Genomic DNA, 14,576 nt, shown 5'->3' on the forward strand with positions numbered 1-14,576 from the left:
TTCAAGTCTCTGTCAAATTGACCGGACTCGCTCGACCTGCGGGAATTAAGCGCCGCCCCCTTTCGGAGACAACCCCTCTAACTTACCAGCCGATCCGAGCTGATGCGAAACCAGCGAAGGACGACTCTGAAAGTAAGAGGATTTGCCGGGCATCTCCGAGGTCCCTGTGGGACCTCTCGGCCGCCCTGCGGGAAGCAACTCTAGCAGCCCGGCGCGCGTGCTCAGGCCTACTCAGGTAATCAGGAGGTTCTTCCCTCACCACCTGACCCTCAAACCTCGCCGGGATATCCCCAGCTCGTCGCCGCCGGTCAAGCCGACGGCAAGTCATCCGCAATCGCCCCTCGGTACGAACTACCTACGAGCAGTCTGCGCTCTCGGAGGTGGCCGCAATGACCCGGTCGGAGTTCGATGACATCCGCGCTTTTCTCGCCGACGAGGCGACGCATGCCGGCGACCTGCTGCGCATCGCCAGGACTCTGATCGACGACCTTGAGCACGCCCGCATGCGCGAGGCGATCCTGCGCACCCACTACCTGCGCCTGCTGACGGCGGCGCGGGCGACCATGGCCGCGGACTCCGTGGACGCGCCCGACCCGCTGGCCTTCCTCAGGCACGAGCTGGCCGAGCGCGGCCAGCTGCCGGAGGACGGGGAGGCGGCGCAGCGCATCCTGTCCGACGCCCGTACGGCGGCCGCGCTGCTCGCCTGCCTGGAGCAGCCGGCTCCGGCGCGCTCGCGCGGCCTGCGCCTGCGCCGCTGCGTCGGCTCCGGCCGCACGCTCCCCCGCTGACCCCGGCCCCCGGTCAGCCGCCGGGCCCCGCCGTCCGGTCTGTCGCCCGGACCAGCCGCCCGGTGCCGCGGGACGGCTCCGCCTGCCCGGCGTACGGGCGGCAAGCGCCGTTCGGCCACGCCCGCGCGGACCACCCGCGTCAGGGGCGTGACGGGATGACGACTTCTGGCATACCCGCACTTGGCGGCCCGCCTGCAAGACTTCGCATATGTGGCAGCGAGGGCTGAACTGGGCGGCAGTCGCCATGGTGGGGATATTCGGCCTGATGTGGGTCGGCATTGTGGTCTATGCCGACCAGGGCTCGTCCCTGTGGATGCGCGCCGTCCAGATCGTCTTCGGTCTCCTGCTGACGGGCTGGGCCGTGCACAAAGCGATCCGCATGACCGGAAAGGCGTGATCCCCCGCCGCCTCCGGAAGGTGATCCGCCGCTACGGCTGGAAGCGGTACCCCATGCCCGGCTCGGTCAGCAGGTGGACCGGATGCGCCGGGTCACGTTCGAGCTTGCGGCGCAGCTGGGCCATGTACTGGCGCAGGTAGTGCGTCTCCTTCAGGTACGCGCTGCCCCACACCTCGGTCAGGAGCTGGCGCTGGCTGATCAGCTTCCCGGGGTTCCGCAGCAGGAGCTCCAGGAAGTGCCACTCCGTGGGCGTGAGGTGCACCCCTCCGGAGATCGTCTTGCGGGCGAGGTCGATGACGTGCTCCCCGATCTGCACCGTCGCGTTCTCCTCCGCCTGCTGCCCCAGGCGCCGGGTGACCGCGCGCACCCGCGCGAGCAGCTCGTCGATGCTGAACGGCTTGGTCACGTAGTCGTCGGCGCCGGCGTCGAGCGCGTCCACCTTGTCGGTGCTGTCGGCGCGCCCGGAGAGCACGATGATCGGCACCGTCGTCCAGCCGCGCAGCCCCTGAATGACCTCCACGCCGTCGAGATCGGGCAGCCCCAGGTCGAGGATGACCAGGTCGGGATGCCATTCGGCGGCCTGGCGCAGCGCCGTGCCGCCGTCGGCCGCGACCGCCACCTCGTACTGCCTGGCCGCCAGGTTGACGCGCAGCGCCCGCAACATCTGCGGCTCGTCGTCCACCACGAGTACGCGCGTCATGCGGCCCGCCGCAGCGAGATGGTCATGGTGAGCCCTCCTCCGGGGGTGTCCTCAGGTACGAGCGTGCCGCCCATCGCCTCGGTGAGCCCGCGTGAGAGCGCCAGGCCGAGCCCCACTCCCGTGTGGTTGTCCCGGTCACCGAGCCGCTGGAAGGGCAGGAACACCCTTTCATGCGCTTCTGCCGGGATGCCGGGGCCCCGGTCGATGATGCGGATCTCCACGTTCTCGCCGTGCCAGCTCGCGCTCACGAGGACCGGCTCGCCGCCCGGGCTGTGCCGTACGGCGTTCGCCATCAGGTTGACCAGCACCCGTTCCAGCAGCGCGGGGTCGGCCATGAGCTCCGGCAGGTCGGGCGGTATGTCGCTGGCGAGCCGGTCACGCAGGGGCCCGAGGTCGTCGACGGCGTGCGGCAGGACGTCCTCGATCGCCACGGGTTCGAGCTTGACGCCGAGCGCGCCGGCCTGCAGCCGGCTCATGTCGAGGAGGTTGGAGACCAGCCGGTTCAGCCGGATCAGCGACTCGTCGGCGGTGGCGAGCAGTTCGGCGCGGTCCTCGTCGGACCAGGTGACGTCGGTGCTGCTCAGGCTCTCCACGGCCGCCTTGGCCGCGGCGAGCGGCGTGCGCAGGTCGTGGCCGACCGCGGCGAGCAGCGCGGTGCGCATCCGGTCGGCCTCGGCCAGCGGCCCGGCCCGGTCGGCGGCCTCCCGCAGCCGCTGCTGCCGCAGCGCGACCGCGGCCTCCGCGGCGAACGCCTCCAGCACCCGCCGGCCGCTGGCCTCCAGCAGCCGCCCGCGCGCGGTCAGCACGAGCCGGTCGTCGATCACGACGTCGGTGTCGGCCTGGCCGGGACTCGTGGCGGGCACGCCGCCGGACGTCGCCACGACGCGCCACTCCCCCGCCCCGGCCTGCCCGTCCCGCGCGCCGCGTTCGAGGAGGGTCACCGCGGTCAGGCCGAACGTCTCGCGCATCCTGGCCAGCAGCGACGGCAGCGCCGACTCGCCGCGCAGCACGTGGCCCGCCAGCGTGGACAGCACCTCGGCGTCGGCCCGCGAGCGCGCCGCCTCCCTGCTGCGCCTGTCGGCCAGGTCCACGACCGTGCTGACCATGGCCGCCACGAGGACGAAGATGACCAGCGCGAGCACGTTCTCGGGGCTGGCGATCGTCAGCGTGTGCAGCGGCGGCGTGAAGAACCAGTTGAGCAGCCCGAACCCGAGCACCGCCGCCGTCAGCGCCGGCCACATGCCGCCGGTCAGCGCGACGGCCACGACGAGCAGCAGGAAGAGCAGGATCTCGTTGGGCAGCGTCAGGCCGGCCGCCCTGAGCGCGACCGCGAGCAGCGGCATGCCGAGCAGTGCCAGCGCCCATCCGGACAACCGCCGGGTACGCGTCAGCGCGCCCGCCGTCCGCGGCCGGTACCGCCCCTTGCCCGTGGCCTCGTGGGGCACCATGTGCACGTCGATCGAGCCGGACAGCGCCGTGGTCGTCACTCCCACGCCGCGCGTGAGCAGCCGTTTGCGCCGCGAGGCGCCGAGCACGAGCTGGGTGGCGTTCACGCCGCGGGCGAAGTCGAGCAGCGCCTGCGGCACGTCGTCGCCGATCACCTGGTGGTAGGTCCCGCCGAGGTCCTCGACGAGGGCGCGCTGGCGTACGAGGTCGGCGGGGTCTCCCCCGGTGGTCAGCCCGTCGGCGCTGGTGATGTGCACGGCCAGCAGGTCGGCGCCCTTGCCCCTGGCCGCGATCCGGGCGGCCCGCCGGACGAGCGTGTCGCCCTCCGGCCCGCCCGTGAGCGCGACGACCACGCGCTCGCGCGCCTCCCAGGTGCCGGCGATGGCGTGGTCGCTGCGGTAGCGGCCGAGCTGTTCGTCCACCTTGTCCGCCAGCCAGAGCAACGCGAGCTCCCGCAGGGCGGTCAGGTTGCCGACGCGGAAGTAGTTGGCGAGCGCCGCGTCCACCTGCTCGGGCGCGTAGACGTTGCCGTGGGCCAGGCGGCGGCGCAGCGCCTCGGGTGACATGTCGACCAGCTCGATCTGGTCGGCCCGCCGCACCACCTCGTCGGGCATGGTCTCCTGCTGCGGCGTCCCGGTGATGCGCTCGACGACGTCGTTCAGCGATTCGAGGTGCTGGATGTTGACGGTGGAGACGACGTCGATGCCGGCGTCGAGGATCTCCTCGACGTCCTGCCAGCGCTTGGGGTTGCAGGAGCCGGGGACGTTGGTGTGGGCCAGCTCGTCGATGAGGACGAGCGCGGGGGCGCGGGCGATGACCGCGTCGGGGTCGAGCTCGGTGAACGTCGTGCCGCGGTAGGCGATGGTGCGCCGCGGCAGCAGCTCCAGCCCGTCGAGCAGGGCCGTGGTGCGGGGCCGGCCGTGGGTCTCGGCGAAGCCGACGACGACGTCCTTGCCCCGCTCGCGGGCGCGGCGCGCCTCGCTCAGCATGGAGTATGTCTTGCCCACTCCGGGCGCCGCCCCGAGGTAGACGCGCAGCCGTCCTCTGGGCCTGCCTGCCATTCCTCCAGGTTACGGCCGGTACGGCCGCCGCAGGCGCGCCCCGTCGGCCGAACCGGGAACACGCCCGGAGTGCCGCCCCCACGAACGCGTCCGGAGAAACGAAGAATCCCCGGCCGCCGGGTGATCCGGTGGCCGGGGATTCTGCTTGGTAGCGGGGACAGGATTTGAACCTGCGACCTCTGGGTTATGAGCCCAGCGAGCTACCGAACTGCTCCACCCCGCGTCGGTGTGTCTTGACTAACTATACAGGCTTCGAGTGACTGCTCGGACCACGGGGATCCGGGGCCTTCATGCGAAGGCCCGGTCTCCGTTTCCGGATCCCGGGCCTTCGGCCTGGTAGCGGGGGCAGGATTTGAACCTGCGACCTCTGGGTTATGAGCCCAGCGAGCTACCGAACTGCTCCACCCCGCGTCGCTCTTGCCTTTAAAGACTATCGGGCGGCGCGGGGCGGACGCAAACTGAAGGCGCTAGGACGTGTTGCCCGTCGGCGATCCGGTTGGGGTCGCCGTCGGTGAAGCCGGTGGTGAGCCGGTCGGGGTGGCGCTCGGCGAAGCCGCCGGAGAGGCGGTCGGCGAGGCCGAGGGCGACGGTGACGGCGACGCCTGCGGCTGCTGCGCGTTCGTCCCCTCCAGCGCCTGCAGCGCCTCCTCCAGCCGCTTCTGGGCGTCTCCGTAGGCGTCCCAGTCGGGCGGGCTGGCCTGCAGCGCCTTCTGCGCGTCGGAGTAGGCCTTCTTGGCGTTGGCGATCGCCGAGTTGAGCGCCGTACTGGATTGGCTCTCCTGGCCGGCCTGCTCTTGTTGCTGGTCGTTCGGCTGGGTCTGTTCCTGTTGTTGCTCCCCGCCGAAGACCTCCTGCAGCGCCTCCTCAAGGGTGCGCGCCACACCGATCTTGCTGCCGAACGACACCAGGACCCGCTGCAGGATCGGGTACGGCTCCTGCCCGCCGCCCGCGGCCACCTGGATGTAGACCGGTTCGATGTAGACCAGCCCGCCGGCGTACGGGAGCGTCAGCAGGTTGCCGTAGCGGACCGACGAGGCGCCCACCCCGAGCAGGTTGAGCTCACCCGCGAAGCGGCTCTGGAAGGCGTTCTGCGCCTGGCCGGGGCCTGGGATGGGGCTGCTCGACGGCATGCGCAGGATCCGCATGCGGCCGTATTCGGGGCCGTCGGACGAGTCGACCGCCATGAACGCCGCCAGGTTGGGGCCCTGGCGCGGCACGAACGTCGTGGTCAGCGAGAACGTCGGCGTGCCGCCCGGCATCGTGGTGGTCAGGTAGTAGGGCGGCTGCTTGATGTTCTTGTCGCCCTGGGTCGGGTCGCCGGGGACGTTCCAGAAGTCCTGGCCGCTGTAGAAGGCGGCCGGGTTGGTGATGTGGTAGCGCGACAGGGTGTAGCGCTGCACCTTGAACAGGTCTTCCGGGTAGCGCACGTGCTGGCGCAGCTGCTTGCTCATCTCGGAGGCCGGGCGGATCGTGCCGGGGAAGGCGTTGCTCCAGGTCTTGAGCACCGGGTCGTTGTTGTCCCAGGCGTAGAGCTTGACCGTGCCGTCGTAGGCGTCGACCGTGGCCTTGACCGAGTTGCGGATGTAGTTGATGTGGTCGATCGGCTGCTGGGCGATGACCCGGCGGTCGGTCGAGGTGTCGCGCGTCATCTCGCCGAGGCTCTCGCTCTGGGCGTACGGGTAGTCGTTGGACGTCGTGTAGCCGTCCACGATCCACTGCACCCGCCCGTCGATGATCGCCGGGTAGGGGTTGGCGTCGAGCGTGAGGAACGGCGCGACCTTCTGGACCCTGTCACGCGGGTTGCGGACGTAGAGAATCTTGGAGTTCTCGTTGACGTCGCCCGACAGGACGATGTTGGCCTCGCCGTATTTGGCGGCGTAGAGCAGCCTGTTGAAGAACGAGCCGACGGGCACGCCCGTGGCGCCGGTGTAGGTGGTGTTCTTCTGGCCGGTGCCGCCCGTCTCCGGATAGTCGAGCTCCTGCGGGTTGTTCGGGTTGCCGCCCGCGATCACGTATTCGGAGGCGGAGGTGTCGCTCTCGCCGAAGTAGATGCGCGACTCCTTCAGGCCCGTGCTGGTGACCAGGGGGCCGACGACCGGCATGTCCTTGGCGTCGTAGGCGGGCAGGCCGCTGGAGTCGACCTGGTTGCCGGGCGCGGCGACGAAGCCGTAGCCGTGGGTGTAGACCAGGGCCCGGTTGATCCAGTTGTTCTGGTCGACCGGCGGGCCGGTCAGCTCGCGGACGCCGACGATGTGGTCGATCATCTTGCCGCTGCTGTCGGGGTAGCGGTCGACGTCGAGCGGGTCGGCGAAGCTGTAGAAGCCCCTGATCCGCTGCGTCTGCTCGTAGGTCGAGGAGACCAGCGCCGGGTCGAGCAGGCGCACGCCCGAGACCGAGGTGTCGCCGTTGGCCTGGACCTTGGCGGGGTCGGCCTGCGCGTTGTAGGTCTCGACCTCGGTCCTGTGGACGTTGTACGCCTCGCGCGTGGCCTGGATGTTGCGCTGGATGTAGGGCGCCTCCTTGCCCTGCTGGTTGGGCTTGACCTGGAACTGCTCGACCAGCGCCGGGTAGACGCCGCCGATCAGGATGGCCGAGAGCACGAGCAGGCCGAAGGAGACGCCGGGCAGCATGCCGCCGGGCCGGAAGACGCCGGCGAAGAACAGCGCGGCGCAGATCAGCGCGATGATCGCGAGGATGGTCTTGGCCGGCAGCACCGCGTTGACGTCGGTGTAGGAGGCGCCGTGCACGAAGCCGCGGTCGGAGAAGACCAGGCCGAACCGGTCCATGAAGTAGGCGACGGCCTTGAGCAGCACGAAGATGCCCAGCAGCACCGACAGGTGGACGCGGGCCGCCCTGGAGGCGTGCACGCCGGGGGATTGCAGGCGGAACCCGCCGTAGAGGTAGTGCGTGATCGCCGCCAGCACGATCGAGATGATCACGGCGGTGAACAGGAAGTTCAGCACCATCCGGATGAACGGATAGTCGAACATGAAGAACGAGATGTCATATTGGAACATCTCGTCCGTCTTGCCGAACGGCGCCCCGTTGACGAACTGCAGCCACGTCTTCCACTGCCCCGCGAACGAGGAGCCGGAGAAGATGGCCAGCAGGCCCATGCCGACGATGAAGATCAGCTTTCGGTGGGGGTCGAGCGCCATGCGGTAGCGGTCGGCACCACTGCCCCCGCCGAACATCGCCGGCCCGAACATCGGCCGGGTCTTGAAGGCGAGCAGCATGTTGCCGCCCGCGATGCCGACCATGAGCACCGCTCCGACCAGGAACAGCACGATCTGGGTCAGCACCACACCGCTGAAGACCGACGTGAAGCCGGTCGAGTCGAACCACAAATAGTCGGTGTAAATGCCGGAGAAAAGGAAGAACAGCGCCACGATCGCCACGAGAGCGATCGCCACAGGCAGAAGCAGTCGCGGTCGGCGGGGCAAGCGCATCGCCCTGCCGGCTCCTGGGGTCCGGAAGCTCAAGGCCAACCCCTCGTCGTAATGAAAAACGGTCCGTGTCTGGCAACCTACACCGCTGTGCCAGCCGTACGGCTAACGCACGGCGATCGCCAGAAGTTTCATCCGGCCTCGCACGCCGGCACTTCGCCCTTGCCCGTGCGCAGCGCGTCGAGCGCCGACACGGCCGCGTGCAGCGTGTCGGCCCTGACCAGGCGCAGCCCCTCGGGCGCCGCCTTGACCGCCTCCGCGCAGTTGCCCGGCGGGGTCAGGAAGATCGTCGCGCCGGCGTCCTTCGCGCCCACCATCTTCTGGGCGATGCCGCCGATCGGCCCGACCTCGCCCGTCGTCTGGATGGTGCCGGTGCCGGCGATCTTCTTCCCGCCGGTGAGCTCGCCCGGCGTGAGCTTGTCGAGTATGCCGAGCGAGAACATCAGCCCGGCGCTGGGCCCGCCGACGTCGCCCACGTTGATGTCCACGTCGAACGGGAACTTGAACTTGGCCCGCATCGACAGGCCGACGATCGTCTGCTGCTGGGGGCCCGCCACCGTGCGCAGGGGGACGTCGAGCTTCTCCTTGCCGCGCAGGACGGTGAGCACCACCGTGTCGCCCGGCTTGTGCGCCTTGACCGCGTCCTGGACGGCGGTGACGTCCTTGGCCACCTTGCCGTCGACCGCGGTGATCTCGTCGTCCTTGAGCACCTTGCCGTCGGCGGGCTTGCCCTTCTCGGTGGAGACCACGCCCACGGCCACCTCGTAGGGGATCTTCAGCTCGTTGAGCGCGGCGGCGGTCGCGGCGTCCTGGGAGTTGGTCATCTCGATGACGTTCTCCTCCTCGACCTCCTTGGGCGCGCGGCCGGGAGCGAAGATCGTCTCCTGTGGGACCACCGCCACGGTCGGGTCGAGCCAGCCCCGCAGCGCGGTCAGCAGGTCGATCTGGGCGGCGGGGCCGCCCTGGTAGGCCACGGTGACCAGGCTCAGCGCGCCGCTGGTCGGGTAGGTCTGCCTGCCCTTGATCGAGATCACGGGCTTCTTGTCGACCTCGCCGATGGTGTTCTCGGTCGGGCCCGGGCTCAGCACGACGTACGGCACCGGGCGGAACGCGCCGACCACCCCGAGCGCGAGCACGAGGAATCCCGCCAGCAGCAGGGTCAGGGCACGTCGTGACATGTCGATGAGCTTATTCGCCGGCGCCGACCCACTCGGTCTCGCCGTCGGCGAACACCTGGTGCTTCCAGATCGGGACCTGCGCCTTGAGGTCGTCGATCAGCCGGCGGGACGCCTCGAACGCCTCGCCCCGGTGCGGGGCGGCCACCGCGACGATCACCGCCGCGTCGCCCAGCTCCAGGTCGCCCACCCGGTGCACGGCCGCCAGCGCGGTCACGGGGAAGTCGGCGGCGATCTTCTCCGCCACCCGCCGCAGCTCGGCCTCCGCCGAGGGGTGCGCCGAGTAGGACAACTTGGTCACGGCCTTGCCGTGGTCCTGCTCGCGCACGGTGCCCACGAAGAACGTCGTGCCGCCGGCGGCATGGTCGCCCACGGCGGCCAGCACCTCGTCGACGGAGAGCGGGGTGTCGCGAATGCCGAGCAATCGGATGACGTCCACAGAAAGAGCCTAACCGTTCACCCGCGCCGCTTCTTACGCACCTGACGGACGATCGCGGCCGTGCCGATGACGGCCACGGTGGCGCCGGCGGCGGTCAGCGTGGCCTCCTTGACCGGCAGGCGCCTGCCGACCACGGTGGTGCGCTTCTCGCGCAGTTCGAGGAGCTGCTCGAAGGCGGCCTCGTTCGTCCACGACGGCTTCCAGCCGGCCTCGCGCAGCGCCGCGCAGTCGACGACCCACGGGTAGACGACGTAGTGCAGGTCGGTGGCGGGCGCCGGGGTGACGCCGAGGCGGTGCAGGCGCTGGGCGGTGCCGAACGTCAGCCCCGCGGGCAGCTCCAGGCTGCGGATGCCCGACAGCTCCTCGACCTGCTCCTGCTCCAGCCAGCCGTCGGAGCCGACCGCGACCACGCCCGTGACGACGCCGCGCGCCGCCAGCTCCAGCGCCGAGATCAGGTCGTCGATGTGGCAGAACTGCCAGTGCGGGCTGCAGCCCTTGACGGTCAGGAGCCTGGGCGACTCGAAGTGACGGGTGATCACGGTGTCGACGCCGGGGCCCACGACCGCGGCCGGGCGCAGCACGGTCACCTCGAGGCCCGGGTGGCTGCGCAGGGACCTGCGCACCAGCGACTCGATCTCCAGGAAGTCGCCCACCACGCCCGTGTCGGGCTCGGCCGCCACGGGGGCGTCCTCCGGCAGGGGCACCTCGTTGTCGGGCGCGGCGCCGTACACCATCGCGCTCGTGACCAGCACCACCCGCCGCACGCGCGCCGCGGCGCAGGCCGTCAGCACGGTCTGGGCGGCGCGCAGGTTGTACGCCCGCCGCTCCCCCGGGTCGGAGTCGACGGCGTAGTCACCGGCCAGATGGACCAGGACGTCGATGTCGGAGATCCGGTTCGCCAAGAGCGGATCTCGTACGTCGATCACTCTCCACGTGGCTTCCTGGACGTCGCCGCGTTCCTCGTCGATGGCCACCACTCTGCGGAAATCCGCGGAGGTTACGAGCCTTGCGAGCACTTCCCGGCCGAGGCCGGAGGCCGCGCCCGTGACGGCGACGACGGGTTGGCGGTGGCGTTTCGAGGTAGGCACCAGGTCCTCACTTTGCACTGATCCGCCATCGGACGACTAACGTGGCGGATGTGGATTCCTCCTCCATCCTGCATGAGGTAGAGCGGTGACTGACCTGCCAGGTCGCGAAAACGACCCCAACGAGAACCCGTTCGCCATGTTCGGCAACCCTGAGCAGATGGCTCAGGCGATGCGCCAGTTCGCCGACATGTTGTCGGCGCCCCAGGGTTCAGGCCCTGTCAACTGGGACATGGCCAAGAACATCGCCCGGCACGCCGTGGTCGCCGAGGGCGACCCGAGTGTCATGGAAGGCGAGCGACGCCAGATCATCGACGCGCTCAGCCTGGCGGACCTGTGGCTGAACGAGGCGACGACGCTCCCGAGCGGCGTGTCGGCCCCGCAGGCCTGGAGCCGTTCCGAGTGGATCGAGAACACGATCCCCGTCTGGCGCAAGTTGTGCGAGCCGATCGCCGAGCGCATGGTCGAGACCATGGGCGGCACCCTCGGCGGCGCCGGCCTGCCTCCGGAGGCCCAGCAGATGGCCGGGCCGCTGATGGGCATGCTGAAGCAGATGGGCGGCATGATGGTCGGCCAGCAGATCGGGCAGGCGCTCGGCACGCTGGCGCGTGAGGTCATCGGCACGACCGACATCGGGCTTCCGCTGTCCGACACGGCGGCGCTGCTGCCCGGCGGCATCGCCTCCTTCAGCGAGGGCCTGGAGGTGCCGTCCGACGAGATCAGGCTCTACCTGGCGTTGCGCGAAGCCGCGCACCACCGGCTGTTCCAGCACGTGCCGTGGCTGCGCTCGCACCTGCTGGGCGCGGTCGAGGAATACGCCAAGGGCATCACGGTCGACACCTCGGCGCTCGAAGAGCAGATCCGCGGGCTCGACATCAACAACCCCCAGGCCATCCAGGAGGCGCTGAGCGGGGGCAACCTGCTCAAGCCCGAGGAGACCGAGCGGCAGAAGGCCGCCCTGGCGCGGCTGGAGACGATGCTCGCCCTGGTCGAGGGGTGGGTGGCCACCGTGGTCGACCGCGCCGCCCAGGGCAAGCTGCCCTCGGCCGGGGCGCTGGCCGAGACGGTGCGCAGGCGGCGGGCCACCGGCGGGCCGGCGGAGCTGACGTTCGGCACGCTGGTGGGGCTGGAGCTGCGGCCGCGGCGGCTGCGCGAGGCCGGGACGCTGTGGCGGGCGCTGGAGAGCGCGCGCGGCGTCGACGGGCGCGACGCCCTGTGGGGTCACCCCGACCTCATGCCGACGGCCGAGGACCTCGACGATCCCGACGCGTTCGTACGCGGCGAGACCGCCTGGGACATCTCCCAGCTCGACGCCAAGCCGGACACCGGGTCCGACACCGGGTCCGACACCGGGCCCGACGCCAAGCCCGACGACGAGGGCGACCGGGGTTGAGCCTGCACCAGGACGCCGTGGAGGTGCTGTCCGCCTGGACCGCGCCCACGCCGGAGGAAGAGGCGCTGCGCGCGGAGTTCCTCGACCACCTGCGCCGCCACGACGACGCGATGCTGCGCGAGTGCGTGCCGGGGCATCTGACGGCGACCACGGCGGTGTTGTCGCACGACGGCTCCAAGGTGCTGCTCACGCTGCACCCGAAGGCCAAGATGTGGCTGCCCATGGGCGGCCACTGCGAGCCCTCCGACACGTCCCTCGCGGCCGCGGCCTGGCGCGAGGCGTGGGAGGAGTCGGGCATCGCCGGTCTTGAGCTGCTGCCCGGGCCGCTCGCGCTCGACAAGCACTCGGTCTGGTGCCATCCGCCGCAGTGCTGGCATCTCGACGTCGAATACGCGGCCGTGGCGCCGCCCGGGGCGGAGGCCGTGATGAGCGACGAGTCGCTCGACCTGCGCTGGTTCCCGGTCGACGAGATCCCCGAGCTGTCCGACGAGGCGACGCGGCGGCTGGCGGCGCGCGGCCGGGCCGTGCTCGGCTCGGATTCCCGCGCTCTTGGCTAGAGTCCTGACGGGGCGTTCCAGAGGGGGCTTGCGTGGAGACCTCGGCCGTCGGCGGCACGATCGTGACACCGGTGCGCAAGCGCGGGAGGTTCCCCGCTGCGTTGACGTGGGTCGCGGTGACCCCGTTCGCCGCCTGGGCGGTGGCCAGGGTCGCCGGCCTGGAGCGGGGGTCGCTGCCCACGCAGCTCATGACCGCGACGCCGTACGCGGCGGCGGGCTCGCTGCTCCCCCTCCTGATCGCCGCGGTCGGGCGCAGGCGTGCCGCCACCGTCGTCGCGCTGCTCTCCGCGGCCGCGCTCGGCGCGAGCGTGCTGCCCAGGGCGCTGGGCACGGCGGAGGCCACGGCCGGCAGGCCGCTGAAGGTCATGACGCTCAACATGTTGTTCGGCAGGGCCGACGTCGAGACGATCATGAAGCTGGTGCGTGAGTTCGGCCCCGACGTGCTGAGCACCCAGGAGCTGACCCCCGGCGCGGTCGCCGACCTCGACGCGGCCGGGCTCAAGGAGATCATGCCGCACCGCGTGCTGCGGGACGAGTGGAGCGCCGGCGGCAGCGGCATCTACTCCAGGCATCCGGTGCGGGCGCTGGAGAACGTCGTGCCGCCCGTCGGGCACCAGATGCCGGCGGCGCTGATCTCCGTGCCGGGGGGTGAGCCGATCGAGTTCATCGACGCGCACCCGTTCCCGCCGCTGGGACCGCAGATCGACGACTGGAACCAGGCGATGTCCGGCTTTCCCTCCGCCTCCCCGCACCGGGTGCGCATCATCGCCGGCGACTTCAACGCCTCGCTCGACCACGCCGCCCTGCGCGGGCTGCTCGACCGGGGCTACAAGGACGCGGCCGACCAGGTGGGGGCCGGACTGATCCCGACGTGGCCGGCGAACAAGCGGGTGCCGCCGCTCATCACGATCGACCACGTGCTGGTGGATCGGCGGGTGGGGGTGCGGGAGGTCAGCGTGCGCGACGTGCCCGGCACCGACCACCGCGCCGTGCTGGCCTGGCTCACCCTGCCCTGACCAGGGCCTTTCCGTACGCCGTGCCGGCCCGGCTCACTCTGCCCGCAGCAGGGCCCTGGTGTTGTCCCAGCCTTCGAGGCCGGGGTCGAGGCGTTCGAGGTCGGCGGGGGCACGCAGGCGGTGCCAGCCGGGCGTGGTGGCCACCCTGCGCGGGCCGGGCGCCTGGGCGCGCAGGTCTTTGACCACGTCGTGGGCGTTCAGGTCGGGGTCGGCCCAGGCGGGTGCGGGCAGGGCGCAGGCCAGGGCCACGGCGCCGCCGCCCTCCGCGGGGCAGATCGTGACCTCGGCCCGGCCCAGCTCCCTGAACAACTTGCCGACCAGCAGCGGCGGCAGGTCGGGGGCGTCGGCGGCGATCACGGCCGCCTGCTCGGCCCTAAGACGGCCCAGGATGGCCTTCAGCGGCTCGTGCTCGTCGACGGTGATCACCTCGGTGCCGGGCCAGACGATGTCGTCCAGGCCGGGGACGCTGGTGATCAGGACGGGGGTGACGAGCTCCAGGCCCGCGACCATCTCGTAGGTGTCCTCGGCGATCGCCGTCAGGAACCGCCCGGGATCGACGCCCGGCGGCGCGGCCTGCGCCATGTGCTGTCGTACGAGGACCGCGGCGATGCGCGTCAACACTCCTCCGGAGCCGTGTGGGCCGCGGCGGAGAAACCCTCCAGGAACCCGCGGGCCCGCTCCGCCTTCGGGTACTGTTCTACCAGGGCCCAGAACTTGGCTCCGTGGCTGGGCACCAGCAGGTGCACGAGCTCGTGGATGATCACGTAGTTGATGACCCACTCGGGCAGGCCCTTGAGCCTGGTGGAGATGCGGATGGTGCCGGTCTCGGGGGTGCACGAGCCCCAGCGGTGCTGCTGGTTGTCGACCCAGCGCACGCTCACGGGGTCGGGCTCGCCGTCCAGATATTTCGCCGACAGCTCCTTGGCCCTCTCCAGCAGGGCCTCGTCGGTCGGCCTTCGCCGTCGTTCCTTGGCGGCCAGCCGATCGAGCATGCGGCTCACCCATTCATCCGCGTCTTCGCCGCTCAGCCAGGCGGGCAGGAGCACGATCGTCTTGTCACCGTCGCGGTATGC

Annotated in this window: 13 protein-coding genes and 2 tRNA genes; 5 read left to right on the plus strand and 10 right to left on the minus strand. The window is 70.8% G+C overall.

Features of this window, described 5'->3' with window-relative positions:
- Positions 1 to 389 precede the first annotated feature (389 nt).
- Entirely contained in the window at positions 390 to 788 is a 399-nt protein-coding gene (locus tag IO39_RS31225; RefSeq protein ID WP_043630523.1) for a hypothetical protein, read from the plus strand.
- 208 nt (positions 789 to 996) lie between these two features.
- Entirely contained in the window at positions 997 to 1,185 is a 189-nt protein-coding gene (locus IO39_RS31230; RefSeq protein WP_043630525.1) for a hypothetical protein, read from the plus strand.
- 31 nt (positions 1,186 to 1,216) lie between these two features.
- Here the strand turns inward: IO39_RS31230 and IO39_RS31235 are convergent, their stop codons facing one another.
- The 8 genes from IO39_RS31235 to IO39_RS31270 all read right to left on the minus strand — a co-directional run bounded on the left by IO39_RS31235 (position 1,217) and on the right by IO39_RS31270 (position 10,543).
- Positions 1,217 to 1,885 (minus strand): response regulator, encoded by a 669-nt coding sequence (locus IO39_RS31235; RefSeq protein ID WP_043630528.1) that lies wholly within the window; start codon positions 1,883 to 1,885, stop codon positions 1,217 to 1,219.
- Positions 1,882 to 4,392 carry a sensor histidine kinase gene (locus tag IO39_RS31240; protein ID WP_043630530.1) on the minus strand — a complete coding sequence of 837 codons (2,511 nt, stop codon included), beginning with the start codon at positions 4,390 to 4,392 and terminating at the stop codon, positions 1,882 to 1,884. Before IO39_RS31240 ends, IO39_RS31235 begins: the two co-directional genes overlap by 4 nt.
- 146 nt (positions 4,393 to 4,538) lie before the next feature.
- A tRNA-Met gene (locus IO39_RS31245) sits at positions 4,539 to 4,615 on the minus strand.
- A gap of 111 nt (positions 4,616 to 4,726) precedes the next feature.
- Positions 4,727 to 4,803: transfer RNA gene (locus tag IO39_RS31250), tRNA-Met, on the minus strand.
- 56 nt (positions 4,804 to 4,859) lie between these two features.
- Positions 4,860 to 7,841, minus strand: coding sequence for a UPF0182 family membrane protein (locus tag IO39_RS31255; protein ID WP_043630531.1), 2,982 nt, complete (start codon positions 7,839 to 7,841; stop codon positions 4,860 to 4,862).
- A gap of 128 nt (positions 7,842 to 7,969) precedes the next feature.
- Positions 7,970 to 9,016 carry a YlbL family protein gene (locus IO39_RS31260; RefSeq protein ID WP_043630533.1) on the minus strand — a complete coding sequence of 349 codons (1,047 nt, stop codon included), beginning with the start codon at positions 9,014 to 9,016 and terminating at the stop codon, positions 7,970 to 7,972.
- A gap of 10 nt (positions 9,017 to 9,026) precedes the next feature.
- Entirely contained in the window at positions 9,027 to 9,452 is a 426-nt protein-coding gene (locus tag IO39_RS31265; RefSeq protein ID WP_043630535.1) for a molybdenum cofactor biosynthesis protein MoaE, read from the minus strand.
- 17 nt (positions 9,453 to 9,469) lie between these two features.
- Positions 9,470 to 10,543 (minus strand): NAD-dependent epimerase/dehydratase family protein, encoded by a 1,074-nt coding sequence (locus tag IO39_RS31270; protein WP_043630728.1) that lies wholly within the window; start codon positions 10,541 to 10,543, stop codon positions 9,470 to 9,472.
- Between the two features lie 82 nt (positions 10,544 to 10,625).
- Between IO39_RS31270 and IO39_RS31275 the strand changes: the two genes are divergently transcribed.
- From IO39_RS31275 to IO39_RS31285, 3 genes are read left to right on the plus strand one after another with little or no spacing between them, the layout of a single operon-like run.
- The gene (locus tag IO39_RS31275) at positions 10,626 to 11,930 is read left to right on the plus strand and encodes a zinc-dependent metalloprotease (protein ID WP_043630537.1); all 1,305 of its coding nucleotides are present in this window, start codon (positions 10,626 to 10,628) and stop codon (positions 11,928 to 11,930) included.
- Positions 11,927 to 12,487, plus strand: a complete 561-nt coding sequence (locus IO39_RS31280; RefSeq protein WP_043630539.1) for an NUDIX hydrolase — start codon at positions 11,927 to 11,929, stop codon at positions 12,485 to 12,487. The genes IO39_RS31275 and IO39_RS31280 overlap by 4 nt, the downstream gene beginning before the upstream one ends.
- A gap of 32 nt (positions 12,488 to 12,519) precedes the next feature.
- Positions 12,520 to 13,503: an endonuclease/exonuclease/phosphatase family protein gene (locus IO39_RS31285; protein WP_084773790.1), complete on the plus strand. Its 984-nt coding sequence runs from the start codon at positions 12,520 to 12,522 to the stop codon at positions 13,501 to 13,503.
- A gap of 33 nt (positions 13,504 to 13,536) precedes the next feature.
- On the opposite strand, the gene IO39_RS31290 is transcribed toward IO39_RS31285, so the two are convergent.
- Both IO39_RS31290 and IO39_RS31295 read right to left on the minus strand, forming a co-directional pair.
- Positions 13,537 to 14,121: a glycosyltransferase gene (locus IO39_RS31290; RefSeq protein ID WP_052423596.1), complete on the minus strand. Its 585-nt coding sequence runs from the start codon at positions 14,119 to 14,121 to the stop codon at positions 13,537 to 13,539.
- Positions 14,118 to 14,495 (minus strand): M48 metallopeptidase family protein, encoded by a 378-nt coding sequence (locus tag IO39_RS31295; RefSeq protein ID WP_342671455.1) that lies wholly within the window; start codon positions 14,493 to 14,495, stop codon positions 14,118 to 14,120. Before IO39_RS31295 ends, IO39_RS31290 begins: the two co-directional genes overlap by 4 nt.
- Positions 14,496 to 14,576: the final 81 nt, after the last annotated feature.

The sequence above is a fragment of the Nonomuraea candida genome (genome assembly GCF_000725485.1).
Taxonomy (GTDB): Bacteria; Actinomycetota; Actinomycetes; order Streptosporangiales; family Streptosporangiaceae; genus Nonomuraea; species Nonomuraea candida.